Here is a 25,930-nt window from a genome sequence, read left to right as displayed (position 1 = left end):
TCTTTTCAATAACATCGATTAAGGAGAGGCAGTAAATGCGCTGAAGCTCGGCTTACTGAGCAGCAGTGCTCCATTCAGCCAGGGTCGGGTAGTCGATGTAGCCTTCCGCACCGCCGCCATACAGGGTGGCGGGGTTGAAACCGGCCAACGGTGCACCGGCCGCCAGGCGCTCGACCAGATCGGGATTGCCAATGAACGGGCGACCGAAGGCGATCAGGTCGGCCTGGTCCTCGGCAATCCGCGCGTTCGCCAGGTCGAGGTCATAGCCGTTGTTGGCGATGTAGGTGTTTTTGAAACGCTGACGCAGAGCGCCGAAATCGAACGGCGCGACATCGCGCGGCCCACCGGTTGCGCCTTCGACCACATGCAGATAAACGATGCCCAGCGCATCGAGTTGCTCGACGATGTAATCGAATTGCCCTTGCGGGTCGCTGCTCGAAACCCCGTTGGCCGGCGACACCGGCGAGAGGCGAATGCCGGTGCGATCTGCGCCAATCTCGGCAACGACCGCGGCCGTCACTTCCAGCAACAAGCGCGCACGATTTTCAATCGAGCCGCCGTAGGCATCGGTGCGCACGTTGGCGCCATCCTTGATGAATTGATCGAGCAAATAACCGTTGGCGCCGTGGATTTCCACACCATCAAACCCAGCGGCGATAGCGTTGACCGCTGCCTGGCGGAAATCGTTGACGATCCCCGCAAGTTCGCTGATGTCCAGTGCTCGCGGCGGGGAAACGTCTTCAAAACGGTTGTTGACGAACACTTTGGTCGCCGGGCGTATCGCGGAGGGGGCTACAGGTGCGGCGCCGTTTTCTTGAAGATCAACGTGTGAAACACGACCGACATGCCACAGTTGCAGAAAGATCTTCGCGCCTTTTTCGTGCACCGCGGCGGTCACCTTGCGCCAACCATCGATCTGCGCCTGCGTGTAAATCCCCGGGGTGTCCTGATAGCCCTGGCCCTGTCGGGAGATCTGCGTCGCTTCAGAAATCAGCAGGCCAGCGGAGGCGCGTTGACTGTAGTAGGTGGCCGCGAATTCACTGGGCACAAAGCCTTCGCCCGCTCGATTGCGGGTCAGCGGCGCGAGCACAATTCGATTCGCCAGCGTCAGGGAGCCAAGCGTGTACGGCGTGAAAAGATTTTGATCGGTCATGGGGTTTGATCCGTGCCTGTGGATGAGCAGCGATGATGTCTGTAATTAGGATGATGATCGAAATCTAAACTGTCAACGGTTTTGATTATGGCTGACATCTATGTATCATCGGCGCATGAATTTCAGCGGAGGTATTGCACGTGAGAGTCACCAAAGCCCAGGCGCAGGCAAACCGCGAGCACATCGTCGAGACTGCATCGGTGTTGTTTCGTGAGCGAGGTTTTGACGGCGTCGGCGTCGCGGACCTCATGGCTGCGGCCGGATTCACCCACGGCGGCTTCTACAAGCACTTCGGCTCGAAGGCTGACCTGATGTCCGAAGCCTCGGCCAACAGCCTCGCGCGCTCGTTGGTCAGTGCCGAAACGCTTGATGTTCAGGGCTTCATCGACGCTTATGTGTCGAAAGACCATCGGGACGGGCGGGGCAGTGGCTGCACCATGGCGGCGTTGTGCGGCGACGCCGCGCGTCAGTCTGACGAAGTGAAAACAGCGTTTGCCGACGGCATCGAGCGCACGCTGCAGACGCTCGGCGACAAGTATCCGACAGGGCCGGACGCGGCGCCTGACGCGGGGCGAGTGAAAATGATCGACATGCTGGCGCGGGCGGTGGGCGCGATTATTCTGTCGCGTGCTTGCCCGGATGACTCAGCGCTGGCCGATGAAATACTTGCGGTATGCCACGCTGAAATGACCGCGTCATTGCTGATATCTGCCGACAGTGCAGAAGTGGCTGGTTAATCGGTATTGTCCTTTTTGAGTTGACGGTGAAACGCTTTTCAACCGATTTATCCCGTCTCTGTGCGTCAGTAATCTGTACCCAACTTGAACGCAACAACAACTTCTAAAACTCAAAAGGGAAGCAGACCATGACCACTCCAACCTACAACCGCCTGAACAAAGACGACGCCATCGTGCTGCTGGTCGACCACCAGACCGGCCTGATTTCTCTGGTGCAGGACTTCTCGCCAAATGAATTCAAGAACAACGTGTTGGCCTTGGCCGATCTGGCCAAATTCTTCGAACTGCCGACCATCCTCACCACCAGTTTCGAACAAGGCCCGAACGGCCCGCTGGTACCCGAGTTGAAAGAGATGTTCCCGGACGCGCCGTACATCGCTCGTCCTGGTCAGATCAACGCTTGGGACAACGAAGACTTCGTCAAGGCAATCAAAGCCACCGGTCGCAAGCAGATCATCATTGCCGGTGTAGTGACGGATGTGTGCGTAGCGTTCCCGACCTTGTCGGCGCTGGCGGAAGGGTTTGATGTGTTTGTGGTCACCGACGCGTCCGGCACCTTCAACACCACCGTGCAACAAGCCGCATGGAGCCGCATGACCCAGGCTGGTGCGCAGATGATGAACTGGTTCTCGGTGGCGTGTGAGCTGCACCGCGACTGGCGCAACGACATTGAAGGGCTGGGCAATCTGCTGTCGCAGCGCATCCCCAACTACCGCAACCTGATGAACAGCTACTCGGCGCTGACCGCTCAGCAAAAGTAAGCCTGCGCGCTGCAAACGAAAAGCCTGCCCTGAAAAGCAGGCTTTTTCTGTTTTTCTGCCGCAGTGCCTATCAGAGCGACGTCTCTAGACGGTCGACGGCATCCCTTCTTTTTCGCCGCTTCGGCCCTTGAACGCCAGTGCGAAACACAGCAGAACCATCACCGAAAATCCTGCCGGAAACAGCCATATACTTCTCCAGTCGTGGCCGTTTTGCGCGGTAAAGTGGTCAGTGATCTGACCCGCCACCCAGAATCCGATCAGCATACCCACACCGTAAGTGGCCAAGGTGATCAGGCCCTGAGCTGAGCTGCGGAAGCGCTCGGGGGCTTTGGCATCGGTATAGATCTGCCCACAGACGAAGAAAAAGTCATAACACACGCCGTGCAGAGCAATACCGATCAGCAGCATGAACGCTTGGTCGCCATTGTTGCCGTAGGCAAACAACACATAGCGCAAGGCCCAGGCCAGCATCCCGACCAGTAAGGCAATCTTGATGCCGAAACGCTGGATGAACAGGGGTAGCAGAAGCATGAACAGCACTTCGGAGACCTGACCCAGAGCCATCTTCGCGGTGGGGTTGGTGACACCGATTTCGGCCAGAAACGGATTGGCATTCTGGTAATAGAACGCCAGAGGAATGCAGATCAGGATGGATGCAAGAAAGAACACCAGATAGCTGCGATCCTTGAGCAAGCCCAATGCGTCCACCCCCAGCATCTGCTTGATGCCTGGTGAATCGCCCGTCGACTTCAGCGGCGCCGTGTTCGGCAGGCTGAAACAGTAGAGGCCCAACACCAGCGAGGCCACGGCAGACATCAGGAACGTGTTGCGCAAACCGCCCGCAGCAATCGCCTGTTGAGCGTCCCAGGCAAAGCCGAAACTGATCACGATGCCGGCGACGATCCAGCCAACGGTGCCCCATACGCGGATGCGGGAAAACTCCCGGGCCGGGTCTTTGATCTGTCGGAAGGCTACGGCGTTGACCAAGGCCAGCGTCGGCATGTAGACCAGCATATACGCCAGCACGTAGGGATAAAACGCACTGAAATCAGTTGCCCGATAAAGCTGAAAGAGCAGCACGGCGCCCAGCAGGTGCAACACCGCCAGGATACGTTCGGCATTGAAAAAACGATCTGCAACAAGCCCAACGACAAAAGGCGCAATGATCGCGCCCCACGACTGCGTGGAGAACGCCATTCCCACCTGGCCGCCGCTTGCTGCCAGTGTCGTAGTTAGGAAAGTGCCGAGGGTGACGAACCAGCCGCCCCAGATAAAAAACTGCAAAAACATCATGACGCTGAGTCGCGCATTCATTACGTTCATTTCAATCACCGTATTATTTTTATGTCGGTAACAGCGTTGTCATCAGGGTTCGCCAAGGCCCAGCAGACGCCGGTTGGATTGCTCGTCAGCGCTGACACCGGCGAAATCGTCGAATGCCTTGCGGGTTCGGGTGATCATGTGTCGTTCGATGAAGGCCGCCCCTTCGGCAGCGCCTTGCGCAGCGTCTTTCAGGCAGCATTCCCACTCCAGCACGGCCCAGCCGTCGAAGTCGTATTGAGTCAGTTTGCTGAAGATCGCCTTGAAGTCGATCTGGCCATCGCCCAGTGAGCGAAACCGACCCGGACGATCAACCCAACTCTGATAGCCGCCGTATACGCCGGATCGAGCGTCGGCGCGAAACTCCGCGTCCTTGACGTGAAACATGCGGATGCGCGCGTGGTAGCGATCGATGAAGCCCAGGTAGTCCATTTGCTGCAGCAACAGATGGCTCGGGTCATACAGAATCGCCGCGCGTGGATGGTGATTCACCGCTTCGAGGAATTGCTCGAAAGAGGCGCCATCGTGCAAGTCTTCGCCGGGGTGGATCTCGTAGCAGAGGTCGACACCGGCCTCATCGAAGCACTCAAGGATCGGCAACCAGCGTTTCGCCAATTCGGCAAAGCCCTGTTCCACCAGACCGGCAGGGCGTTGCGGCCACGGGTAGACGTACGGCCAGAGCAGGGCGCCGGAAAAGGTCGCGTGGGCGGTCAGCCCCAAGCGCTGACTGGCGCGCGCCGCGAGTTTCAACTGGTTGATTGCCCATTCGGTGCGTGCTTGCGGATTGCCACGCAGCGCGGCCGGGGCAAAGTCGTCGAAGAGAGCGTCGAACGCCGGATGCACCGCGACCAACTGGCCCTGCAGGTGCGTCGACAGCTCGCTGATCACCACGCCGGCCTTGGCGCATACGGCGATGAGTTCGTCGCAGTAATCCTGACTCTCGGCGGCGCGTTCAAGGTCGATGAAGCGCGTGCCGAGGGTCGGCAATTGAATGGCTTTGTAGCCTTGGGAAGCGGCCCACTGGGCGATGTTGGTCAAGGTATCGAAAGGTGCTTCGTCGGCGATGAATTGGGCGAGAAAAATCCCTGGCCCGCGCATCCCGCTCGGGGGCTGTTGATCAACGCTCATTGGCGGGTGCTCCATTCGCAAGGTCGGGTATTTGAGTCCATTTGGCTTCTCCACGATGGTTGGCGATAGCGGTCTCGATAAAGGCCATACCGCGCAGCCCGGTGGCAATGCCTGGAACGCCGGGTGCGTCAGGGCCGCTCGCACCCTGGAAAATGGCTTGCGCGAGGTCGCCGTAGAGATTGGCCATCGCCTCGAGGTAGCCTTCCGGGTGCCCGGCGGGCAAGCGCATGCGCCGGGTGGCGGCTTCGCACAGCCAAGGTTGGCCAAGGCCCGAGCGCAGCACGCGCATCGGTTCATTCAAGGGTCGATGGATCAGACTGGCGGGCTCTTCCTGACGCCATTCCAGCCCGCCCTTGTCGCCATACAGGCGAATCTTCAGCGGATTCTCTTCGCCCGCGCACACTTGGCTGGCGATCAATACGCCGCTGGCGCCGTCGGCCATTTTGAACAGCATCGAGGCGTCGTCATCCAGCTGGCGACTGCTCAAATGTGAGCCGAGCATCGCGCTGATGAACTGGATGGATTGACCGGCGACAAACTCCGCGAGGGAAAATGCGTGCGTGCCGATGTCACTGATGCAACCACCGATGCCGGATTGTTCAGGATTGTCGCGCCAGCCCGCCTGTTTGTTGCCTTGGCCAGCCACGTCGCTGCTGAGCCAGCCTTGGGGGTATTCGACGAGGACTTTGCGCAGACGCCCGATTTCACCGTTGGCGACCATCTCGCGTGCCTGCCAGACCATCGCATACCCCAGGTAGGTGTGCGCCAGGGCGTAGATCCGCTGGCTGTTGTTGACCACGCTGGCCAGGTCCTGCACTTGCGCCAGATTAAGCGCAGCAGGCTTTTCACTGAACACATGGAAACCCGCGCTCAGTGCTGCACTGGCGATAGGGGCGTGCAGGTGATTGGGCGTGACGATGACCAGCAGTTCCATGCGCTGATCGGCCGGCAGTGCTTGTTCGGCGGCCAGCATGTCTTGCCAGGCGTCATAGCAGCGTTGCGCAGGCAGCCCAAGCGCCGCACCACTGCGTTGATTGTTGTGGACGTCGCGGCTGAACGCACCGCAGACCAGTTCAAAGTGTCCATCGAGGCCGGCGGCTTGCCGGTGTGCCTGGGCGATGAAGGCGCCTTCACCACCGCCGACGAAGCCCATTCTTATTTTTCGACCTGCAGCAGTCATGGCAATTGTCTCAGTGGATTCATGCGGAATATCGACGATGTAACCGGTTACATCGTTGGCGAAATCTAGGCCTGAAATCAGCGGGTGTCAAACCGTGTCTGACGAATGCCAACGTTTCGGCGCGTGCGGCTGTACGGTAAGCTCGACGGCCGATTTGATTGAAAGAGCGAGGCAGTCTTGTCCAATATCCGCGAAGTGGCACGGCTGGCGGGTGTCTCGGTGGCAACGGTGTCGAGAACATTGAAATCCCCCGAGCGGGTGCTGCCCGATACCCGCGAGCGGGTTATGGCTGCCGTCCAGCAAGCCGGCTATCGACCGAATTTGATGGCGGTACAGTTTCGCTCGCGTAGAACGGGCAACCTGGTGATTCTGGTCCCGACCATTGCCAACACCTTTTTCGCCAGAGTGATCAGCGGCGCACAAAAAGCCGCGCAGGCCGCCGGTTACCGGTTGCTGTTGTGCGACACCCAGGGCCAGGCATCACTTGAGCGCCAGTTCGCTCATCTGGTGTACGCCCATCAAGCCGATGGCGTCATTCAGTTGCGCGCCTATGATCCCTTCGATGATTCCGCCGCCGAGCCGGTACTGACTCCGATCGTCAATGCCTGCGAAGTCATCCGGCACGGACGGCACCCGACCATCAGCCTGGACAACGTTGCGGCGGCCAAAGCCATGACCGAACACCTGATCGCGCTGGGGCATCAGCGCATCGGACTGATCAAAGGACCCAAAGGCAGCCCGCTCACGCGTGATCGTCTGGCGGGGTATGAAGCGGCCCTGCGCGACGCCGGTCTCGCGCTGGACCACACGCTTATCTGTCACGGCGACTTCACGCTGGAAGCGGGCTACTCGGGCGCCGGGAAACTGCTCGCACTCAACAACCGACCGAGCGCGCTGTTTTGTGAAAATGACGAAATGGCCATCGGCGCGCTCAAGCGAATCAAAGAGCAGGGGCTGCGCGTGCCGGAGGATATTTCGCTCGCGGGATTTGACGATATTCCAATGGCCGCGTACTGCGATCCACCGCTGACGACCATTGCCCAGCCCGCCGAAATGTTTGGTGAGAAAGCTGTGGAAATGCTGATTGCGCTGATCGAGAAACAGCCGTTGCCGCAACGGCATGTGGTATTGCCGTTCGCGTTGACGAGGCGTGACAGCACGGCGCGGGTTGATGAAGCAGGTAGATGAACCTCTGAATTTCCCGCGGCGGTTTTTAGCCTTCACGCTAACCCGGGAATTGTCCTGCCTGAGTTGACGGTGAAACGCTTTTCAACCGATTTATCCCGTCTCTGTGCGTCAGTAATCTGTACCCAACTTGAACGCAACAACAACTTCTAAAACTCAAAAGGGAAGCAGACCATGACCACTCCAACCTACAACCGCCTCAACAAAGACGACGCCATCGTGCTGCTGGTCGACCACCAGACCGGCCTGATTTCCCTGGTGCAGGACTTCTCGCCAAACGAATTCAAGAACAACGTGCTGGCCCTGGCTGATCTGGCCAAGTTCTTCGAACTGCCGACCATCCTCACCACCAGTTTCGAACAAGGCCCGAACGGCCCGCTGGTGCCAGAGTTGAAAGAGATGTTCCCGGACGCGCCATACATCGCTCGCCCTGGCCAGATCAACGCGTGGGACAACGAAGACTTCGTCAAGGCGATCAAGGCTACCGGCCGCAAGCAGATCATCATTGCCGGTGTGGTGACGGATGTCTGCGTAGCGTTCCCGACCTTGTCGGCGCTGGCGGAAGGGTTTGATGTGTTTGTGGTCACCGACGCGTCCGGCACTTTCAACACCACCGTGCAACAAGCCGCATGGAGCCGCATGACTCAGGCCGGCGCACAGATGATGAACTGGTTCTCGGTGGCGTGTGAGCTGCACCGCGACTGGCGCAACGATATTGAAGGGCTGGGTAATCTGCTGTCGCAGCGCATCCCGAACTACCGCAACCTGATGAACAGCTACTCGGCGCTGACCGCTCAGCAGAAGTAAGCCTGCGCGAGCAAACAAAAGCCTGCCATGAAAAGCAGGCTTTTGTGTTGCGCCGATTCAATCAGCGTCAACCGGTCCACTCATCACGAAACTGCAACAGAAAATCGACAAACGCCCGCACCCGTTGCGGCACATACCGGCCGTGCGGGTAGAGCAACGTGTAAGGTCGCGAGCGCCCGGCGTACGGCTGGAGAACCTCGACCAGGCTGCCGTCGGCCAGCTCTTTTTCGACAATGAACTTGTAGGTCTGGAAGATTCCGGCATCGTGTTTGGCCAGGGTGACACCGCCGAGCACGTCATCGGAGCAGGAGTAACCGCCGTCGGAAAACACTTCACGATCGTGGCCATTTTCCTGAAACAGCCAGGAAATCCGCCGTCCGCTGCTGGGCAGTTCGAACTGAATGCATTCGTGTTGCACCAGATCCTCAAGTGTCTTCGGTGTGCCAGCCTTTTTCAGATAGTCGGGGGAGGCGACCACCACCAGTTTTGCATCCTCCAGCAGCCGCGCGACCATGGTCGAATCCGGTTGGGCACGAACACGTATCGCCAGATCGTAGCCTTCGCCGACAAAGTCGATATTGCGGTTGCCCAAGTGGATGTCGACGCTGACGTCGGGATACAGCGCGCGGAATTTGGGCAGCAGCGGCAGGATGCGGTGATGCCCGTACGTGGTCGGGAGGCTGATGCGCAACTGACCGGATGGAGACGTCTGCGCGCCCATGACTTCCTGTTGCGCTTCGACCAGTTGGGTCAGGGCCTGGCTGCACTGGACGAAGAAGTTTCTGCCGGCCTCGGTCAAGCGAATGCTGCGGGTGGTTCGGGCAAACAAGCGTGAACCCAATCTTTTTTCGAGGCGAAGAATCGACCGGCTCACCGCTGCGGGTGTCACCCCCGCGAGTTGCGCGGCGGCGGTGAAACTGCCTGCCTCGGCGGCGAGGCAGAAGAGTTCGATACTGCCCAATTGCAAGTCATCAAAGTGGCGCTTCATGTGAGTACACCGAGGATCAACTGACGGTTCATTCTCAGGCTTATCTCATGAAGCGGCACCGCCGGTACACACCGGCAGTGCTGCGGGGAGGTATCAATGACCAGCGCTTTGACCACCATCGACATGGAGGATTTCGCCGGTGACGAAGTTTGCGCCGTCCAGGTAGAGGATCGCCTGCACGATGTCATCAATCTCGCCCATATGACCCACCGGGTGCAGGCTGCCGAGGGCGGCGTGAGTCTCTTCGCCGTGCATCGGCGTTTTGATGATGCCCGGCGACACTGCGTTGACCCGAATACCACGCTTGGCGTACTCGATGGCCAGCGACTTGGTCGCTGCGTTGATGCCACCCTTGGTCAGCGACGCGAGCACTGACGGTACGCCATCAATCGCATGATCGACCAAACTGGTGGTGACGCTGACGATGTGGCCGCTGGCGTTTTTCTCCATTTCGGCAATCGCCAATTGCGAGATATGGAAGAAGCCGCTCATGTTGGTCGCCACTACTTGTGCGTAGTCTGCCTGGCTGTATTCGGTGAAAGGCTTGGCGACGAATATCCCGGCGTTATTCACCAGCGTGTCGATGCGTCCGAAACGTGCGACGGCTTCGCGAATCACGCGCTCGGCGGTCTGCGGGTCGGCGATGTCACCGGCGACGGCGAGAATATCCGGGTCAGTGGACGGTTTGATCGAACGGGAGGTCGCAACCACCTGATAGCCGCGCTCACGGAAACCCTTGACCAGGCCTGCGCCAATGCCTTGCGAAGCGCCGGTAATCACAACAACTTTCTTGGACGTGCTCATGATGTTTCCTCATGCAATATGGAAGGTTTGAATAATCGGATTTCGCAGGTCAGGCGCGAGCCGCAACCTGTGCTGCCTGACGTAATGCTTGCTCGTAATAAGCGACGGACTGGGAACCGGGGATGACCTGTTTGTCATCAAGGACCATGGCCGGAACCGAATCGATGCCGCGTTGCTGGTAAAACCGTTCAAGTTCGCGCACGGCCTGGCTGTACTCAACGTTGGCCAGCACCTCTTGCGCACGTTGGCTGTCGAGCCCGACTGCGCCTGCCAGCATCACCAGCGTGGCGTGGTCATTCGGGTTCATGCCGTCAGTGAAGTAGGCTTTGAGCAAGGCCTGCTTCAACTCACGCTGACGTCCTTGTGTGGCGGCCCAGAACAGCAGTCGATGGGCATCGAAGGTGTTGTGGAAATGGCTGCGTTTTTCCAGGTCGAAGTGAAAACCGATCTGCTCGCCGCGTTCGATGATCATCGCGTTGCGATCCGCCACTTGCTCAGCGCTGCGCCCGTATTTGCGCATCATGTGCTCGATAGCGTGCTCACCTTCGGCGGGCATGTCGGGGTTCAGCTCGAACGGTTTGTAGGTCAGTTCCACGTCGACTTCGCCCGCCAGATTCTTGATCGCTTGCTCCAGAGCGGTAGCGCCCAATGCGCACCAAGGGCAAACGACATCCGCGACGAAATCGATTTTCACGGCCCGGCTCATGACTGCGAATCCGCCAACTGTTGGCGATACTCGGTGGTGGTGATGCCGGCATAACCCCAGTTATCGGTGTCGACTTCCTCAATCACGATGTGGGTGAGTTTCGGGTCCTTGTGCAGCACCCGCTCCATCGTTTCGGTGATTTCCTCGATGACCTGGGCTTTCTGCTCCCGGGTCACGCCGTCACGGGTGATACGTACGCTGATGAAAGGCATTTGGGGTATCTCCAGTCGCTGGCCCATCGGAGTGATGGGCGGCTGTTGGAGAGGACTTTAAGAGGCAGGCGGGAATTGATAAATGGGGCTTGAGGTACATCATTTGTGATGTCGTGTATCAAATGAGGGCGCGTGAGCATTCATCCTGTGCACGCGTTTTCTCAGTGCGAAACGCTGGCGCTCAGGCCAGCAGTTCGGTAATCCAGCTTGTCTGTTGTTTGAGGTCTTGCAGCTTTTGCTCTGGCAGGCTTTGTTGCGCATGGGCGAGTTGGCTCAGCGTCTTCTGCTTATGGTGAAGCTTGTGCTGCCATTTGCGCAGAAACTCGGGGCTGCGGGCCTGCATCTGCAAGGGGCCGAAATACAGCTCCTTGTCGGTATAGGTCATCGGTTCAGCGCGTTCGGTCACGATGATTTCGTAATCGAAGCGGTTCTCCCGCAGCAGCTCTTCGCTGAGGATGCGGTAGCCGTTTTCCATCAGCCATTGGCGCAACGGTTGCTCGCCGCCGTTGGGTTGCAGGATCAGACGTTCCTCGCCGCTGAGGTGGGCCTTGCCGCTGTCGAGGATGTCACGGATGGTTTCACCGCCCATGCCGCAGATGCTGATGGCGGTGATGCCGTCGTCAGGTTTGATTGCTGCCAGACCATCGGCCCGGCGCACGCTGATCTGCTGCTGCAGATCGTTCTCGCGCACGGTGCGTTCAGCCGCGTGGAACGGCGTCAGCGCGACTTCGCCAGCTACGGCTGCACTGATCAGACCACGACGCATCAGCGCCACCGGCAGATAGCCGTGATCCGAGCCGATATCCGCCAGTCGCGCACCGGCAGGTACGTGGGCAGCCACCCGCTCGAGGCGCATGGACAATGTCTGTTCGTTCAACGGCAACCCCTTGATGTCAGGCAAAGGGGTGCGACTCTGGCGAGCAACGCCGGGCCTGTCAAATCCCGGCGACGGAATTCAACGGCCCATTGGCCGCGCTGAACGGCCAATGGGCGCTGAGGCTTATTCAGCCAACGTTGCGTTGTCGATCACGAAACGATACTTCACGTCACCCTTGAGCATGCGCTCGTAGGCGTCGTTGATCTGGTCGGCGCGGATCAGTTCGATGTCGGAGACGATGCCGTGCTCGGCGCAGAAGTCGAGCATTTCCTGAGTCTCAGGGATGCCGCCGATCATCGAGCCGGCAATCGTGCGACGCTTCATGATCAGGTTGAACACGTTCGGCGACGGGTGCGAGGTGGCTGGTGCACCGACCAGCGTCAACGCACCATCGCGCTTGAGCAGCACGAGGAATGCGTCAAGATCGTGCGGCGCGGCGACGGTGTTGAGGATCAGGTCGAAACTCTTGGCGTGGGCGGCCATTTCTTCGGCATTGCGCGACACCACCACTTCATCGGCGCCCAGCGCTTTGGCCGCTTCGCGTTTCGATTCGGAGGTAGTGAACGCGACAACGTGGGCGCCCAGGGCGTGGGCCAGTTTGATGCCCATGTGGCCGAGACCGCCGATGCCGACCACGCCGACTTTCTTGCCCGGTCCCGCATTCCAATGACGCAGTGGCGAGTAAGTGGTGATGCCCGCGCACAACAGCGGCGCGACGGCGGCCAGTTGCGCTTCGGGGTGGCGGATGCGCAGGACGTAGCGTTCATGCACGACGATGTTTTGCGAATAGCCGCCCAGCGTCCAGCCCGGGGCGTCCGGGGTCGGGAAGTTGTAGGTGCCGATCATGCCGTCGCAGTAGTTTTCCAGACCGCTTTCGCAGTCATCGCAATGTTTGCAGCTGTCGACGATGCAACCAACGCCGACCAGATCACCGACTTTGAAGTCCGCGACATGCGCGCCGACCGCCGATACGCGACCGACGATTTCGTGCCCCGGTACGCAAGGGAATTGCGTGCCGGCCCATTCGGCGCGCACCTGGTGCAGGTCGGAATGGCAGATGCCACAGAAAGCGATATCGATCTGCACATCATGGGCGGCCGGCGCGCGGCGCGTGATCTGCATTGGCTCAAGGGGTTTGTCGCCAGCGTGGGCACCGTAGGCTTGAACAAGCATGGGAACATCCTCAATCGGTTTGTCGTAAGGCATTGTTTCTGTTCCAGCGCTTCGGGCACTAGCGCATTCCTGTGCAATCCTTGCCTGATCCTGTGCGTCGTGGTGACATTGCGCGGACAGACGCTCGTGGCGTTTGCAGATAATCTCCCGGTTCACTGACGACAACAAAATCAAAACAGGAGTCATTGATGCAACCAATCCGTCTCGGTCTGGTGGGCTATGGCAAGATTGCCCAGGATCAACACGTCCCGGCGATCCTCGCCAATCCCGCTTTCCACTTGGTCTCCGTCGCTACCCAGGGCCAGCCTTGCGCAGGCATGGAAAACTTCCAATCCTTAAGTGAATTGCTGGAAAACGGTCCGCCGGTGGACGCGATCGCCTTCTGCACACCACCGCAAGGGCGCTTTGCGCTGGTGCAGCAAGCACTGGCCGCCGGCAAACACGTGCTGGTGGAGAAGCCACCGTGCGCCACATTGGGCGAAGCGCTGGCCTTGGTCGATCAGGCCGCTGAGCAGGGCGTCAGTGCTCTGTTTGCCTGGCATTCACGCTACGCGCCCGGCATCGAAGCCGCCCGCGACTGGCTCGCCTCGCGCACGCTGCAAAGCGTGCAGATCGACTGGAAAGAAGACGTGCGCAAATGGCACCCCGGACAGACCTGGATCTGGCAACCCGGCGGCCTCGGCGTATTTGATCCGGGCATCAATGCCTTGTCGATCGTCACCCACCTGCTGAAGCTTCCGCTGTTTGTCGAATCGGCTGAACTGCGTGTACCGAACAACTGCCAGTCGCCGATTGCTGCGTCGATCAAAATGTCTGACGCCCGTCGCCTCCATGTGCGCGCGGAGTTTGATTTTGACCATGGCCATGATGAGCTGTGGAGTATCGAGGTTTGCTGCGCTGAAGGCGTTTTGCGCCTGGATAACGGCGGTGCGCTGTTGAGCATCGACGGTGTGCACCAAGCCGTTTCGGAGGAGGGTGAGTACGCGGCGGTGTACCGACATTTCCAACAGTTGATTGGCGATAAGGCCAGTGATCTGGATGTGCAGCCGTTGCGGTTGGTGGCGGACAGTTTTTTTGTGGGGAGTCGGGTGTTGGTTGAGGCGTTTTACGATTAGTGCGGCGGGCAACGTAACCGAGCAATCGCTCTTTACTTGTTTTGCCTTGCCGACGCTCTATTGAAGGCAGAACTGCGGGAACTGAAAAGCTCCCGCAGTCTGAATTTCTACTCAGCGATTGGCTTCGGCCAGACCCGCCTCAATGAAACGTACTGAGCTCACCATTGCCTGTTGACCTTCTGGCAGCATGGCAGAGTAGAAGTGCCAGGCGTGGAACATGGCAGGCCATACCTCGAGATTGACCCGGACACGGTTGTCCGCCAGATGGGTGGCAAGCCGCATCGCGTCACTCAGCATCAGCTCGTTCTCGCCAATCTGTACCAGAATGGGTGGGAGTCCAGTGACGTCCGCGAAAACCGGCGATGCCAGAGGATGGTTGGCCAGTGTCTCGCCAAGGAATGTTCTGGCAAGAATATCCAGAACAGGCTTGGAATTCAGCGGATCCAGGCCCTCACGGTTGCTCATAGAGGCGCCGGTGTGTTCGAGGTTCGCCCAAGGCGAGATCGAAGAACCCACCGCAGGTAACGCAAGCCCTTTGGATTTGGCCGCCACCATCACGCTTACAACCATTGCTCCGCCAGCCGACTCGCCGGAAAACGCGATTTTTTCAGCCGGGATTTTCTGCTCAAGCAACCACTCGTAGGCGCGCAGTGTGTCGTCGATGGATGCGGGGAATTTGTGCTCCGGGGCCAGTCGGTAGTCAGGCATGTATACACGAGCACCCAGCATTTTCGCGTAGTTGCCACCAATGCCATGGTAGCCATCTGGACGGCCGACAATGTAAGCCCCGCCATGGATGTACATCACAACTGCGTCGGTCTTGACTTCATCGGGTGTCACCAGGGTTCCTGGAACACCGCCCATATCGACTGCTTCGAACCTGACACCGGTGGGCGCTGGATTTTGCGCGAGCATTCTTGCGTAGGCGTCGCGGATATCGCTCATTTTCGTGGTGGTATCAATGCCTTTGAGGACAGGTACCAAATCGCTCAGGCTGTTGGCCCAGGTTTGAACGGCTGCTTTTACTTTCGTATTCATCGTGATCTCGATTGAAGGAGGGTATTGAATTAGCTAATTGAGATACTATCCGCTTGATTGGGGAATAGGCTTCCCCATAGCGAGTGCCGTGGCGCCCGAACGTTGAGCGAGTGAGGAAGTATGGAAATTCATAACCTGAACGACATCGCGGCTTTTGTGAGTTCTGTAAATGCCGGAAGCTTTACCGCAGCTGCCAAGCAATTAGGTCTCACTCGTTCGGCAGTGGGTAAATCGATTGTCAGGCTGGAAGCTCGATTGCAAGTGCGGTTACTCAACCGCACAACCCGCAGTCTGAGCCTGACGGACGACGGTCAGGTTCTCTACGAGCGCTGTGTTGGCATCCTTCAAGATCTTGACGATGTCGAAGATGCACTGGCGTTTCGTCGCTCGACACCCAGTGGGCGATTGCGTATGAGTCTGCCGGTCGCGCTGGGTAGGCTTCACGTTCTCCCTCATATCGAATGCTGTCTGAAGGACTGGCCTTCGCTAAGTGTCGACGTTACGTTTTCCGACCGACTGGTAGACCTCATTGATGAGGGGTTTGATCTGGCCATGCGAATTGGCCCGCCCAAAGAGGATTCTCGATTGCTGACGCGCACGGTGGCGTACCAGCAAATGATCACCTGTGCTTCACCCCACTATCTGGCTGAGCATCCACGGCCACAAACTCCCGAAGCGTTGTCCGCGCACGAATGTCTGCATTTCGTCAGCGGGGGACGATTACTTCCATGGAATTTTCGAGTAGACGGCCAGGCGGTTGCCTTCACTCAAGGTGGGCGGCTACAGATGGACAGCGCGGAAGCGCTGCATGAGTGCGCGATGGCGGGCTTGGGTATTGCGACACTGCCGTCGTACGTAGTGAGCCACCAACTACGCAGCGGCAAGCTTGTTCAACTGCTCGAAGAATACGCTGAGGCCGCAGAACCCATCCGTATCATCTATCCCAGCAAACGACACCTTTCTCCCAAGATCCGCCTGTTCATCGATAAGCTTTTAGACGCGTGGTCTCCTTGTCCGCCGTGGGAACAATGTCTGGTTGATGATATTGGCGCTGTATGAAAAGGGGAGCTGATGCTCCCGGCGGAACGGCTAGTTGCAATGTTGTCAGGAGCGCTGATAGAAGCGTTACAACCGATCACTTGAGTGCAGACGCTCAATCGCATCGGCACCCGCCGATCAGAAACGATCGAGTCTGAAGAGTTCATCTGCCGTCAGATCAGTCACCTGATGCGTCGTTGCTGGCCGAGCCATCCGCACCACCATCTCCGCCGTCACCGCCGCCTGCGTCAGCCCCAGATGCTGATGCCCGAACGCAAGCAACACCTTGCCCTCACAGACCTGATCAATCACCGGCAGCGAATCCGGTAACGACGGTCGAAAGCCCATCCACGGCGTCGCTGCTTCAGCGCTCAGATCCTTGCGAAACATGCCCTGACTCAACCGGTGCAACTGCCACGCGCGCTCCATGCTCGGTGGCTTTTCCAGCCCGGCGAACTCGACGGTGCCGGCCAGGCGCAACCCTTCGGACATCGGCGTCATGATGAACTTGCGTTCCAGGGAGGTGACGGGGAAGGGCAGTCGATCGTGTTCCTGCGGCAGCATCAGGTGATAACCGCGCTCGGTGTCCAGCGGTACTTTTTTGCCGGTGAGGGCGGCGGTGAGTTTCGCTGAGTGCGCACCGCAGGCGATCAGCACGCGACTTGCAGTCAGAGCGCCATTGCCGGTGGTCAGCGTGACGCCATGCTCCTGCACGTAGCCGCCCTGAACCTGTTGCTGGACAAAACTCACGCCACTGGCGTTGGCCGCTTCGACCAGTTCACAGACCACGCGGTAGGGGTCGATGAAATGCCCGGTGCGCGGGAAGAACAAGCCGCCCTGAATCTGTTCGCTGAGTTGCGGCGCGGTCTCGCGTATGGCGCTGGATTGCCAGTAGTCGACTGGCACCTGTTGCTGATGCATTCGGGCCTGTAATGCCTGGATCGCCTGACGCGATTCGGACTGTTCGAACACCAGCAACGAGCCGTCGATCTTCAGCAAGTCGGGCCGCTGGATATCACCGAGCAGGCGCTGCCAGGCGTCAAGACTGCTTTCATTGAGCGCGCGCAAGCCTGCCACGGTGTTCTGAAACGGCGTCGGGCGCAGATTCAGCAGCAGGCGGGTGAACCATGGCAAGGCGCGTGGCAGGTATTTCCAGTCCAGTCGCAACGGCCCCATCGGGTCCATCAGCATGGCCGGCAGGCGCTTGAGGATGGACGCGTCGGCAATCGGAAACACCTGCTCGGTCGCCAGATGCCCGGCGTTACCGAACGAGGCGCCATGGCCGGGTTGCTGCTGATCGATGACGACCACGCGCAACCCTTGGCGAGCCAGACGCAGTGCACAGGCGACGCCGATGATGCCGGCGCCGACTACAGCGATGTCGTGGGAGACGTTATTGGCCATGTTGCTGCGCTTCCCTTTGCCCATTGAGCAGACGCCGCAATTGCAGCGGGTTGTCTTGTTTCAATACGTCAGGCAACAAGCTGTCGGGGAAGTCCTGATAGCAGACCGGGCGCAGGAAACGGAGGATCGCCGCCGTACCAACGGATGTTGTGCGCGAGTCGGACGTGGCCGGGAACGGCCCGCCGTGAACCATTGCGTCACACACCTCGACTCCAGTGGGCCAGCCATTGACCAGCAAGCGGCCGGCCTTGCGCTCCAGCGTCGGCAACAGGGCACGTGCCTGTTCCAGGTCTTGGTCATCAAGGTGCAGCGTGGCGGTCAACTGACCTTCCAGATGTTCGGCGACCTGGCGGATTTCAGCTTCACTTTCGCATTGCACGATCAGCGCCGCTGCACCGAAGGCTTCGGCTTGCAGGCGGTGATCGGCAAAGAAGTCGGCGGCCTCGGTCACAAATACACGGGCCTGACATTGGTTCGGGCCGTTGCCGCTCTGACCGATACCAGTAATGCGTGCAGCGGAATTCACAGCCAACGCATTCACGACCGATTCGTAAGCGCTGAAGATGCCCGGTGTCAGCATCGTCTGCGCCGGACTGCGTTGAATGAGTTCGGTGGTGGCGCCAATGAACCTGTCCAGCGCCGGTCCTTTCAAGGCAATGACCAGACCCGGATTGGTGCAGAACTGGCCAGCGCCCAATGTCAGCGAAGCCACAAACCCTTCAGCCAATGCCTGCGTGCGACTATCCAGCGCCGCTGGAAACAGCAGCACCGGATTGATCGAACTCATTTCCGCGTACACCGGAATCGGTTCGGGCCGCGCTTGGGCCGCTTGAATCAACGCCAGACCGCCGCTGCGCGAACCGGTGAAACCTACCGCTTTGATCCGTGGATCTGTGACCAGCGCAATGCCCACTTCGTGACCCGAGCCGTACAACAAGGAAAACACGCCTTCCGGCAAACCACAGGCTTTTACTGCCCGCGTCACCGCGTGACCAACCAGTTCGCTGGTGCCGGGATGCGCGCTGTGCGCCTTGACGATCACCGGGCACCCGGCGGCCAAGGCAGAAGCGGTGTCACCGCCCGCCACGGAAAATGCCAACGGAAAGTTGCTCGCGCCGAAGATCGCGACCGGCCCCAGGGCAATCTGCCGCTGACGCAAATCCGCACGCGGCAGCGGTTGGCGTTGCGGCTGCGCGCTATCGACGCGCACATCCAGCCATTCACCGGCGCGCACGGTGCGGGCGAACATTCTCAATTGTTGGCAAGTACGCCCGCGCTCACCTAGCAGACGAGCGTGCGGCAGACCGGTTTCGGCGTGTGCTCGCTCGATCAGTTCATCGCCGAGCCCTTCGATTTCTTCGGCAATGCTTTCCAGAAATTCGGCGCGGACATTCAGCGCTGTCTCGCGATAAATATCGAACGCGGCGCAGGCCAGCGCGCAGGCCTGTTCTACATGCTGCGTAGATCCTCCGGCATACCCCGGTTCCAGCGCTTCATTCGTGGTCGGATTGATCCCGCGAACAGCCTCGCGATTGCCCGCAATGGATTGCTGCCCGATCAGCATGTGGCCCGTCAGAGTCATGGTGTCTTCCTGATAAAAAGAGGGAGGCCTGCCGCGAGTCACAAGGCTTCGCGGCAGGTGAGAAGCCGTGTCAGGCGAAGTTCTGTTCCGCCGACCAGTTCTCGTACCAGTGACGGAACAGCGAATACTGCTTCTCGGCATAACGCCGTTGCGAGTCGCTCAATGCATCGGTTTCGTTGAAGTGCAGGGTGTATTCCTTGTCGCCGTTGAGCACCATCAAATGCTTGTAATACAGCACCAGATCGCAGCCTTCATCGAACGACGACAACACCGCCAGCGCCGATTCCAGTTCCCGCGCCTGGCGCCGGGCCTTGGCATCACCCTTGGCCGCTTGCTTGCTCAGCGCCACCAGTTGCAGCACTTCGCGGGGCAGGGCGTTGCCGATGCCGGTGATGGCGCCGGTGGCGTTGCAGTTGACGAAACCGTGCACCACTTGCGTATCGACGCCGACCATCAAGGTCACGTCATCGTCTTTGGAGGTGATGTTTTCGGCGGCGTAACGCAGGTCGGCACCACCGCCGAACTCTTTGAAACCGATCAGGTTCGGGTGCTCGCGACGCAGTTCGAAGAACAGGTCAGCGCGAGTGGCGAAGCCGTAGTAAGGGCTGTTGTAGATCACCGCCGACAGGTTCGGTGCGGCTTGCAGAATCGCTGCGAAGTGGGCTTTTTGCGCAGCTGGCGAAGCACCACGGGATAGCACACGCGGAATCACCATCAAACCCTGCGCGCCGACTTTTGCCGCGTGCGCCGCATGGGAAACCGCTTCACGGGAATTCACCGCGCCGGTTCCGACGATGGTTGGAATCCCGGCGGCCACCAGACGCGCCACGCCTTCCTGACGCTCGGCCTCGGTCAGCAGCGGCCAGTCGCCCATGGAACCGCAATAGACCACGGCGCTCATGCCGATATCGATCAGCTCGCGACCCTTGGCCACCAAGGCGTCGAAGTCCGGTTTGCGCTGGGCGGTGCACGGGGTCATCAGGGCCGGCATGCAACCGGTGAAGATGTTGTCGCTCATTGTTTTAACTCCTTGGCACATCATTCAAATTGAGGTGAAAAGTCAGCGCGTTGGCTCAAATGCCCCACGCGAACGGGTCTGCTTCGTCGATCAACAAAGTGCTGTCGGCGGTCATGTAAGCGCGGCCAGTGATGAACGGGCGCACTCGTTCGCCGTCCCATTCGAAGCGGCCTTCGAACTGGCTGCCGGTGATGCTCGCCTGCACCCAGGTTGCACCGGGTTGCAGCTTGTCGTCGGCGGCCAGACAAGCGAGTTTGGCGCTGGTGCCGGTGCCGCACGGGGAGCGGTCGTAGGCTTTGCCGGGGCACATGACAAAGTTGCGGCTGTCGGCCTGATCGTCATCGGCGAACAGTTCGACGTGATCGATTACTGCGCCGTCGTCGCCGTAAATGCCTTGCTCTTCGAGGGCTTTGAGCATCGCCCAGGTGTACGCCGTGAGGTGTTCGACGTTGTCCATCGTCAATGTCTGGCCGTGTTCGGAGACGAGGAAAAACCAGTTGCCGCCGTAAGCGATATCGCCGAATACGCGGCCGTAGCCCGGCACGTCAACCGGTACCTTTTTGCGATGGCGGTAGGCGGGTACGTTGCCCAAAGTGACCGATCCGTCGTCATGCAGCGTGGCGCTGACCGGGCCGACGGGCGTGTCGATCTTGTGTACGCCCGGTTCGATTCGCCCCAGGTAATGCAACGAATTGATCAGACCGATGGTGCCGTGGCCGCACATGCCCAGATAACCGGCGTTGTTGAAGAAGATCACCCCGCAGGTGGCGTCCGCCGATACCGGCTCGCAGTACAGCGCACCCACCAGCACATCGTTCCCGCGCGGTTCCAGCAGGCAGGCGCGGCGCCATTGGTCATGCTGAGTGCGCAGGGCATCGCGTTTTTCCACCATGGTGTTGCCGGGCAGCTCGGGGAAGCCGTTCATCACCAGGCGCGTCGGTTCACCGCCGGTGTGGGAATCAATGACGTGTAGTTCTTTCATGAATAGATCCCGTTGGGTGATTTCAGTAGGCGCCGGCAGGGCGCGCAGAAACGGTCGAGATAGGGGCAGCGACTTCGCTTTCCTCATCGTCGTCTTCCAGACGTAGCAGGTGCGCCGGCACACCGGTCGCTGCACCCCAGTAGTAAATGCCGGTGGCGCATGCGGCGACGACGATGGTGTCGAATGCATGAGCGAGGATGCCCAAGCCACCAAAGGTGCCGAGTTTCGACAGCACGATGGTCACCGCGTAGAAGGCGATCAGCCACGCCGAGGAACGCACCTGACAGGCCAGATTCAGGTGAGCGGTCGGCACAAAACGACCGCAGAGCAGGTAGACCACGAACATCAGGATTTGCAGGCCGAGCAACCACGACACGGTGTTCCAGCCCGACCAGTAGACAATCAGCGCAGCGATGATGAACGACACCGGTCCGAGCACGCCCATGCACTTGACCCGGAACGGGCGCGGCATGTCCGGCGCATTGCGGCGCAGCGCTGCCACCGACACCGGTGCCACTGCGTAGCTCAACACCAATGCGGCGGAGACCACATTGATCAGCGCCTCCCACGATGGGAACGGCAGGGTCCAGAACACCGACAGGGCAAAGGTCAGCCACAGCGCCGGTCGCGGAATGCCGGATTTTTCATCGATGTGGGTGAAGACTTTGAAGAAGGTACCGGTCTGCGCCCAGCCGTAGATCACACGCGGGGTGGCGTTCATGTAGATGTTGCCGCACCCGCTGGGCGAGATCACCGCATCGGCGACCACCAGATACGCTAACCAACCGACGCCCAGCGCCAGCGCGATGTCACGGTACGGCAGGGCGAATTCCTTGCTGATCCCGGCCCAGCCGTTGGCGAGCATTTCCGTCGGGATGCTGCCGAGAAAGGCCATTTGCAGCAGCACGTAAATCAGCGTCGACAGCAGCACTGAAAGGATCAGCGCGATGGGAATGGTGCGCTGCGGATTCTTCACTTCACTGGCCACCGAAATGATCGGTGTCAGGCCCAGATAAGCGAAAATGATGCCGCCCGCCGACACCGCCATCTCGACACCCGACAGACCGAACGGGGCGAAGCCTTGCACCTCGAAGTTGGCCGGTTTGAAGAAAGTGAACAGCACACCGATCACCAGCAACGGCACGATGAATTTGAATACGCTGACCACATTATTCGCCTTGGCGAAGGTCTTCACGCTGCGGTAGTTGAGCAGGAAAAACACGCACAACAGGCCGAACTGCACCAACCAGCCGAGAATCGTCGGGTCGCCAGTGCCGGCTTTGGTCAGACCGGGAAACCACGCCGCTGCGTATTGGCGCGAGGCAACCACTTCGATCGCCACAAGACTGGAAAACGCGATCAAGGTGATGAAGCCCATCAAGTAGCCGAGCAGCGGCCCGTGGGAGTACACCGGGTAACGCACCACGCCACCGGCACGCGGTAATGCCGCGCCCAGCTCGCAGTAAACGATGCCCAGCAACAACACGGCGAAGCCGCCCAGCAGCCAGGAAAAAATCCCCGCCGGCCCGGCAATCGCGGACACATGACTGGCCGCGAACAACCAGCCGGAACCGAAGATCGCCCCCAGCCCGATAAATGTGAGGTCGATCAGTGAAAGCTGTTTTTTGAACTTGCCTTGGCCTGACATGGCATCGCCTTCTTGTGAGTTATTGGATAGGCAGTTGTGTCACTGGGACGGCCAGACTTTGAACTTGTCGCCGGTGTAGCGATTGATGTTTTGCCGCGGCTTCGATGACGAAATCAGCACAATGGCGCAGACCCAACGTGGCCCTCGACACGCTTTGAACGATGCTGCAATCTGCACGCGAACGCCGCATGACGGGCGCGGGGTCGATCCACGTTACGAGAGGATTGTTGGATGCAGCAGGCGTTTTCGATCCTGGCTCAAGGCATGAATGGCCAGCGTCCGCAGACACTGGAGGAACTCTTGGGCGGCGCGGCGCTGTTGTTGCCGATGCTCGATGTGATCCCCAATGCGGCGATTTTCATCAAGGATGTGCAGGCTCGTTACGTGCTCGCCAACCGCACGCTGGTGCAGCGCTGTGGCTTGAAGGATTTACGCCCGTTGCTCGGCAAAACCAGTGCACAAGTGTTCCCGGCGCAACTCGGGCCGGGTTACACCGAGCAGGATCGCAAGGTGCTGGAGGAGGGCTTTGTGCTGGAGGATCAGCTCGAACTGCATCTGTATGGCAGTCGCGAACCGGGCTGGTGCCTGACGCACAAGCACCCGCTGTACAACCGTGACGGGATGATCATTGGCCTGGCGGGGATTTCGGTGGACTTGCAATCTGCCAGTGAAACGCACCCGGCATTCGAGCGGCTGGCGGCGGTCGATGAGCATATCCGCGCGAATTTCAATCGCCGCGTCACCCTCGGTGAACTGACCCGCATTGCCGGTATTTCCGTTGCGCAGCTGGAGCGTTACTGCAAACGGGTATTTCACCTGACGCCACGGCAGATGATCCAGAAAGTACGCCTCGAACACGCGCACCGGTTGTTGCATACCGATCTGCCGATTACCGATGTGGCGCTGCAATGCGGCTACACCGATCACAGCGCCTTCACTCGGCAGTTCAAGGCCTCGACCGGATTTACACCGCGCGAGTATCGGCAGGCCACCTCACCCTGATGAAATGGTATTGAAGCGCTATGTAGGAGCTGCCGAAGGCTGCGATCTTTTGATTCTGTTTTTTAAGATCAAGATCAACAGATCGCAGCCTTCGGCAGCTCCTACAGTGGAGTTATTTCAGGACAGTCAGCCATGCCGAAAGCAGCAGCAACAGTGCCAGTGCCGCATTCATCCGCTTGAACGCCTTTGGCGATCCCATCAACCGCGCACTGCCCACTCCCAGCAACGCCCAGAACGTCATGCACGGCAGCGACACCAACAGAAACGCCAGGGACAACACCAGCAGCCGCAGGGTTTTATCCCCACCGCCGACAAACACGCTGACCACCGCCACGGCCATCATCCACACCTTGGGATTGACCAGTTGCAGCATGGCGGCGCCCAGCACGCTGAAACCTTCCTCCTGTGTATCGTCCGGATTCAGCGATGGCGGTGCACTGCGAAAGATCTGCCACGCTAGCCAACTCAGCCAGAGCACACCGCCCCAGGCCATGGCTTGCTGCACGCGCGGGTAACGCAGCAACGTCTCGCCGGCACCAAGGCCAACCACCAGCACAATCAGCGCCGCCGCCGCACAGGCACCGAAAATGATTGGAAGAGTGGCGAGCAAGCCTTGGCGCGAACTGTGGCTCAACACCAGAATATTGGTCGGCCCCGGTGTGATCGAAGCGACGAAAGCAAACAGCAGAAAGGGCAGTAATGACGCCATGATCCGGATTTCCTGAAAATGAACACAGGCAGCCATGATCGCCAGTCGGTATGCGTCAGTCTGGAAGGTTTGAGCAGCGCTTGCGGTAGTCGGCAGGGGTGAGTTGGTAGGCGCGGCGGAACCAGCGGCCGAGGTGACTCTGATCAGCAAAGCCGAGCACGCTGGCGACCTGCGCCGGCGTTTCACCCCGGGCCAGCAACTGCCGCGCCTTGGCCAGACGCAGCTGGATCAGGTACGCGTGTGGGGCCAGGCCAAAGGCTGTCTTGAACGCGCGGCTCAGACGAAAGCGATCCACCCCGCAGACCCGTGCGAGGTCATCGAGACCGATATCTTCATAGGTATGCGCGTGCAGATAATCCCGCGCCATTTGCGCCACCAGCGGCAAGCGCGGATCGAAGTCCAGGCGCTTGCGCCAGGCGAGATGGCACGTGAGCGAACCCAGCAGAGCGTCGATGGCGGTCTGGCGGACGATGCGTAAATCACCGTCATGCAGCGCATGGAAAGCCTGATGGATCGCGGTAGCCAGACGCGAATCCTGGCTCAGCGTGTCGGCAAAACCGGGCTGGCTGTCGGACGGTGCGTCTTCGAACAGCGCATGCATTTCACGCTCCAGCCAGTGCGGATCGAGGTAGAGCATCGAATAGGTAAAACCTTCCTCGGTCGGCGCTTGCCCATCGTGGATTTCCCCCGGCTCCAGCAGGAACACATTGCCCGGCGTACTGCGATGGCGCACGCGGCGACAATTGAACTGCTGCACACCTTGCTCGGTGACGCCGACGAGGAAGCTGTCATGCCAGTGCGGATCGTAGGCATGCCCCTCAAAGTGAGCGCGAATCGATTCAATCCCGGTGTCGACATCCTGGGACAGTTCGATCCAGTTGCGTTTATCCACGAAGGCTCCAGAGTTCGCCATTGAAAGGTGCGGCCTCATAAAATACCGCGCAATGGTCATGCACGTTTAGAAGATTTGTGCAGGTGAGGGGGCTAGACTCTGAAGGTCACAACCCCTTTGGCGGCAGGTGAAATACGATGCTCAACCGATGCTCGCTCTGGGGCATGCTCACCCTGATCGGGCTTAGCCTGACGCTTGGCGCAGGCTGCTCCAGCCGAAAACACTATCCACCCTCGGGTGTTGGCGATGCCTGCTACGCCAAAGCCTTGCCGTCGGTCGGTGAGGGCGGTCTGGCCTGGGGCTCCAGTCTGAACATGGCCCGGCAGAAGTCGATGAACAACTGTATTCGTTATGCCGGGCGCTCCGGGGGGACGCCGGACACCTGTCAGGTGGTGTTGGCCAAGTGCCGATAGCTTTCTGTTGACATGGTTGCTTCAGGCAAATATATAGTTGCTTTAAGCAATTAACTGA

26 protein-coding genes are annotated in these 25,930 nt (G+C 59.5%); 8 read left to right on the top strand and 18 right to left on the bottom strand.

Features of this window, described 5'->3' with window-relative positions; genetic code table 11:
• Positions 1-52: 52 nt before the first annotated feature.
• The gene (locus ACRRSD_RS03115; RefSeq protein ID WP_435037074.1) at positions 53-1,153 is read right to left on the bottom strand and encodes an alkene reductase; all 1,101 of its coding nucleotides are present in this window, start codon (positions 1,151-1,153) and stop codon (positions 53-55) included.
• 140 nt (positions 1,154-1,293) lie between these two features.
• On the opposite strand from ACRRSD_RS03115, the gene ACRRSD_RS03110 reads away from it, so the two are divergent.
• Both ACRRSD_RS03110 and ycaC (ACRRSD_RS03105) read left to right on the top strand, forming a co-directional pair.
• Entirely contained in the window at positions 1,294-1,890 is a 597-nt protein-coding gene (locus tag ACRRSD_RS03110) for a TetR family transcriptional regulator (protein WP_435037073.1), read from the top strand.
• Between the two features lie 128 nt (positions 1,891-2,018).
• Positions 2,019-2,651, top strand: coding sequence for an isochorismate family cysteine hydrolase YcaC (ycaC, locus tag ACRRSD_RS03105; protein ID WP_007916011.1), 633 nt, complete (start codon positions 2,019-2,021; stop codon positions 2,649-2,651).
• 84 nt (positions 2,652-2,735) lie between these two features.
• On the opposite strand, the gene ACRRSD_RS03100 is transcribed toward ycaC (ACRRSD_RS03105), so the two are convergent.
• The 3 genes from ACRRSD_RS03100 to ACRRSD_RS03090 are packed head-to-tail and all read right to left on the bottom strand — an operon-like array spanning position 2,736 to position 6,279.
• Positions 2,736-3,974: a nucleoside permease gene (locus ACRRSD_RS03100; protein WP_435037072.1), complete on the bottom strand. Its 1,239-nt coding sequence runs from the start codon at positions 3,972-3,974 to the stop codon at positions 2,736-2,738.
• Positions 3,975-4,016: 42 nt separating this feature from the next.
• Entirely contained in the window at positions 4,017-5,099 is a 1,083-nt protein-coding gene (locus tag ACRRSD_RS03095) for a sugar phosphate isomerase/epimerase family protein (RefSeq protein WP_435037071.1), read from the bottom strand.
• A complete protein-coding gene (locus ACRRSD_RS03090) occupies positions 5,089-6,279 on the bottom strand; it encodes a Gfo/Idh/MocA family protein (protein ID WP_435037070.1) in 1,191 nt (396 codons plus the stop codon). Before ACRRSD_RS03090 ends, ACRRSD_RS03095 begins: the two co-directional genes overlap by 11 nt.
• Before the next feature lie 177 nt (positions 6,280-6,456).
• On the opposite strand from ACRRSD_RS03090, the gene ACRRSD_RS03085 reads away from it, so the two are divergent.
• Both ACRRSD_RS03085 and ycaC (ACRRSD_RS03080) read left to right on the top strand, forming a co-directional pair.
• A complete protein-coding gene (locus tag ACRRSD_RS03085; protein ID WP_435037069.1) occupies positions 6,457-7,467 on the top strand; it encodes a LacI family DNA-binding transcriptional regulator in 1,011 nt (336 codons plus the stop codon).
• 171 nt (positions 7,468-7,638) lie between these two features.
• Complete coding sequence (ycaC, locus tag ACRRSD_RS03080) at positions 7,639-8,271, top strand: isochorismate family cysteine hydrolase YcaC (protein ID WP_007916011.1); 633 nt, start codon at positions 7,639-7,641, stop codon at positions 8,269-8,271.
• A 67-nt stretch (positions 8,272-8,338) separates the two neighbouring features.
• Here ycaC (ACRRSD_RS03080) and ACRRSD_RS03075 read toward each other — a convergent pair whose 3' ends face one another.
• From ACRRSD_RS03075 to ACRRSD_RS03050, 6 genes are all read right to left on the bottom strand, one after another.
• Positions 8,339-9,259, bottom strand: coding sequence for a LysR family transcriptional regulator (locus ACRRSD_RS03075; RefSeq protein WP_435037068.1), 921 nt, complete (start codon positions 9,257-9,259; stop codon positions 8,339-8,341).
• A 93-nt stretch (positions 9,260-9,352) separates the two neighbouring features.
• Positions 9,353-10,063, bottom strand: coding sequence for an SDR family NAD(P)-dependent oxidoreductase (locus tag ACRRSD_RS03070; RefSeq protein ID WP_122844663.1), 711 nt, complete (start codon positions 10,061-10,063; stop codon positions 9,353-9,355).
• 49 nt (positions 10,064-10,112) lie between these two features.
• Positions 10,113-10,769 (bottom strand): DsbA family oxidoreductase, encoded by a 657-nt coding sequence (locus tag ACRRSD_RS03065; RefSeq protein WP_435037067.1) that lies wholly within the window; start codon positions 10,767-10,769, stop codon positions 10,113-10,115.
• Positions 10,766-10,981 (bottom strand): tautomerase family protein, encoded by a 216-nt coding sequence (locus ACRRSD_RS03060; RefSeq protein WP_435037066.1) that lies wholly within the window; start codon positions 10,979-10,981, stop codon positions 10,766-10,768. The genes ACRRSD_RS03065 and ACRRSD_RS03060 overlap by 4 nt, the downstream gene beginning before the upstream one ends.
• A 181-nt stretch (positions 10,982-11,162) precedes the next feature.
• Positions 11,163-11,858, bottom strand: coding sequence for a tRNA (adenine(22)-N(1))-methyltransferase (locus ACRRSD_RS03055; RefSeq protein WP_435038471.1), 696 nt, complete (start codon positions 11,856-11,858; stop codon positions 11,163-11,165).
• Between the two features lie 123 nt (positions 11,859-11,981).
• Entirely contained in the window at positions 11,982-13,031 is a 1,050-nt protein-coding gene (locus ACRRSD_RS03050; RefSeq protein ID WP_435037065.1) for an NAD(P)-dependent alcohol dehydrogenase, read from the bottom strand.
• 188 nt (positions 13,032-13,219) lie between these two features.
• Between ACRRSD_RS03050 and ACRRSD_RS03045 the strand changes: the two genes are divergently transcribed.
• Positions 13,220-14,146: a Gfo/Idh/MocA family protein gene (locus tag ACRRSD_RS03045; protein WP_435037064.1), complete on the top strand. Its 927-nt coding sequence runs from the start codon at positions 13,220-13,222 to the stop codon at positions 14,144-14,146.
• A gap of 111 nt (positions 14,147-14,257) precedes the next feature.
• On the opposite strand, the gene ACRRSD_RS03040 is transcribed toward ACRRSD_RS03045, so the two are convergent.
• Positions 14,258-15,184: an alpha/beta hydrolase gene (locus ACRRSD_RS03040; protein ID WP_435037063.1), complete on the bottom strand. Its 927-nt coding sequence runs from the start codon at positions 15,182-15,184 to the stop codon at positions 14,258-14,260.
• A gap of 120 nt (positions 15,185-15,304) precedes the next feature.
• On the opposite strand from ACRRSD_RS03040, the gene ACRRSD_RS03035 reads away from it, so the two are divergent.
• Entirely contained in the window at positions 15,305-16,243 is a 939-nt protein-coding gene (locus tag ACRRSD_RS03035; protein ID WP_435037062.1) for a LysR family transcriptional regulator, read from the top strand.
• 117 nt (positions 16,244-16,360) lie between these two features.
• On the opposite strand, the gene ACRRSD_RS03030 is transcribed toward ACRRSD_RS03035, so the two are convergent.
• The 5 genes from ACRRSD_RS03030 to ACRRSD_RS03010 form a co-directional block, all read right to left on the bottom strand.
• Positions 16,361-17,626 (bottom strand): NAD(P)/FAD-dependent oxidoreductase, encoded by a 1,266-nt coding sequence (locus ACRRSD_RS03030; RefSeq protein WP_435037061.1) that lies wholly within the window; start codon positions 17,624-17,626, stop codon positions 16,361-16,363.
• Positions 17,616-19,208, bottom strand: a complete 1,593-nt coding sequence (locus tag ACRRSD_RS03025) for an aldehyde dehydrogenase (NADP(+)) (RefSeq protein WP_435037060.1) — start codon at positions 19,206-19,208, stop codon at positions 17,616-17,618. Before ACRRSD_RS03025 ends, ACRRSD_RS03030 begins: the two co-directional genes overlap by 11 nt.
• A 70-nt stretch (positions 19,209-19,278) precedes the next feature.
• On the bottom strand, positions 19,279-20,226 hold the full coding sequence (locus ACRRSD_RS03020) for a dihydrodipicolinate synthase family protein (RefSeq protein WP_435037059.1): 948 nt from the start codon (positions 20,224-20,226) through the stop codon (positions 19,279-19,281).
• 55 nt (positions 20,227-20,281) lie between these two features.
• On the bottom strand, positions 20,282-21,208 hold the full coding sequence (locus tag ACRRSD_RS03015) for a 4-hydroxyproline epimerase (protein WP_435037058.1): 927 nt from the start codon (positions 21,206-21,208) through the stop codon (positions 20,282-20,284).
• Positions 21,209-21,230: 22 nt separating this feature from the next.
• Positions 21,231-22,856: an APC family permease gene (locus ACRRSD_RS03010; protein ID WP_435037057.1), complete on the bottom strand. Its 1,626-nt coding sequence runs from the start codon at positions 22,854-22,856 to the stop codon at positions 21,231-21,233.
• A gap of 231 nt (positions 22,857-23,087) precedes the next feature.
• Here ACRRSD_RS03010 and ACRRSD_RS03005 point away from each other — a divergent pair, with 231 nt between their 5' ends.
• Positions 23,088-23,858, top strand: a complete 771-nt coding sequence (locus tag ACRRSD_RS03005) for a helix-turn-helix domain-containing protein (RefSeq protein WP_435037056.1) — start codon at positions 23,088-23,090, stop codon at positions 23,856-23,858.
• 112 nt (positions 23,859-23,970) lie between these two features.
• Here ACRRSD_RS03005 and ACRRSD_RS03000 read toward each other — a convergent pair whose 3' ends face one another.
• Together ACRRSD_RS03000 and ACRRSD_RS02995 are read right to left on the bottom strand one after the other, a co-directional pair.
• Entirely contained in the window at positions 23,971-24,567 is a 597-nt protein-coding gene (locus ACRRSD_RS03000) for a LysE family translocator (RefSeq protein ID WP_435037055.1), read from the bottom strand.
• Between the two features lie 55 nt (positions 24,568-24,622).
• Complete coding sequence (locus ACRRSD_RS02995) at positions 24,623-25,459, bottom strand: AraC family transcriptional regulator (RefSeq protein ID WP_435037054.1); 837 nt, start codon at positions 25,457-25,459, stop codon at positions 24,623-24,625.
• 137 nt (positions 25,460-25,596) lie between these two features.
• Here ACRRSD_RS02995 and ACRRSD_RS02990 point away from each other — a divergent pair, with 137 nt between their 5' ends.
• Positions 25,597-25,872 (top strand): hypothetical protein, encoded by a 276-nt coding sequence (locus ACRRSD_RS02990; RefSeq protein ID WP_435037053.1) that lies wholly within the window; start codon positions 25,597-25,599, stop codon positions 25,870-25,872.
• Positions 25,873-25,930: the final 58 nt, after the last annotated feature.

The organism is Pseudomonas neuropathica (assembly GCF_051174785.1).
In the GTDB taxonomy this organism is placed as follows: Bacteria; Pseudomonadota; Gammaproteobacteria; order Pseudomonadales; family Pseudomonadaceae; genus Aquipseudomonas; species Aquipseudomonas neuropathica_A.
This window is presented reverse-complemented; position numbering and strand designations above follow the sequence as displayed.

Bases quoted from the DNA above. Each gene is read 5' to 3' on its own strand.
- ACRRSD_RS03010 (WP_435037057.1), bottom strand. From the start codon at position 22,856: ATGTCAGGCCAAGGCAAGTTCAAAAAACAGCTTTCACTGATCGACCTC.
- ACRRSD_RS03025 (WP_435037060.1), bottom strand. From the start codon at position 19,208: ATGACTCTGACGGGCCACATGCTGATCGGGCAGCAATCCATTGCGGGC.
- ACRRSD_RS03000 (WP_435037055.1), bottom strand. From the start codon at position 24,567: ATGGCGTCATTACTGCCCTTTCTGCTGTTTGCTTTCGTCGCTTCGATC.
- ACRRSD_RS03060 (WP_435037066.1), bottom strand. From the start codon at position 10,981: ATGCCTTTCATCAGCGTACGTATCACCCGTGACGGCGTGACCCGGGAG.
- ycaC (WP_007916011.1), top strand. From the start codon at position 2,019: ATGACCACTCCAACCTACAACCGCCTGAACAAAGACGACGCCATCGTG.
- ACRRSD_RS03065 (WP_435037067.1), bottom strand. From the start codon at position 10,769: ATGAGCCGGGCCGTGAAAATCGATTTCGTCGCGGATGTCGTTTGCCCT.
- ACRRSD_RS03030 (WP_435037061.1), bottom strand. From the start codon at position 17,626: ATGGCCAATAACGTCTCCCACGACATCGCTGTAGTCGGCGCCGGCATC.
- ycaC (WP_007916011.1), top strand. From the start codon at position 7,639: ATGACCACTCCAACCTACAACCGCCTCAACAAAGACGACGCCATCGTG.
- ACRRSD_RS03115 (WP_435037074.1), bottom strand. From the start codon at position 1,153: ATGACCGATCAAAATCTTTTCACGCCGTACACGCTTGGCTCCCTGACG.
- ACRRSD_RS03015 (WP_435037058.1), bottom strand. From the start codon at position 21,208: ATGAAAGAACTACACGTCATTGATTCCCACACCGGCGGTGAACCGACG.
- ACRRSD_RS03005 (WP_435037056.1), top strand. From the start codon at position 23,088: ATGCAGCAGGCGTTTTCGATCCTGGCTCAAGGCATGAATGGCCAGCGT.
- ACRRSD_RS03095 (WP_435037071.1), bottom strand. From the start codon at position 5,099: ATGAGCGTTGATCAACAGCCCCCGAGCGGGATGCGCGGGCCAGGGATT.
- ACRRSD_RS03075 (WP_435037068.1), bottom strand. From the start codon at position 9,259: ATGAAGCGCCACTTTGATGACTTGCAATTGGGCAGTATCGAACTCTTC.
- ACRRSD_RS03090 (WP_435037070.1), bottom strand. From the start codon at position 6,279: ATGACTGCTGCAGGTCGAAAAATAAGAATGGGCTTCGTCGGCGGTGGT.
- ACRRSD_RS03040 (WP_435037063.1), bottom strand. From the start codon at position 15,184: ATGAATACGAAAGTAAAAGCAGCCGTTCAAACCTGGGCCAACAGCCTG.
- ACRRSD_RS03035 (WP_435037062.1), top strand. From the start codon at position 15,305: ATGGAAATTCATAACCTGAACGACATCGCGGCTTTTGTGAGTTCTGTA.
- ACRRSD_RS02990 (WP_435037053.1), top strand. From the start codon at position 25,597: ATGCTCAACCGATGCTCGCTCTGGGGCATGCTCACCCTGATCGGGCTT.
- ACRRSD_RS03045 (WP_435037064.1), top strand. From the start codon at position 13,220: ATGCAACCAATCCGTCTCGGTCTGGTGGGCTATGGCAAGATTGCCCAG.
- ACRRSD_RS03100 (WP_435037072.1), bottom strand. From the start codon at position 3,974: ATGAACGTAATGAATGCGCGACTCAGCGTCATGATGTTTTTGCAGTTT.
- ACRRSD_RS03050 (WP_435037065.1), bottom strand. From the start codon at position 13,031: ATGCTTGTTCAAGCCTACGGTGCCCACGCTGGCGACAAACCCCTTGAG.
- ACRRSD_RS03020 (WP_435037059.1), bottom strand. From the start codon at position 20,226: ATGAGCGACAACATCTTCACCGGTTGCATGCCGGCCCTGATGACCCCG.
- ACRRSD_RS03070 (WP_122844663.1), bottom strand. From the start codon at position 10,063: ATGAGCACGTCCAAGAAAGTTGTTGTGATTACCGGCGCTTCGCAAGGC.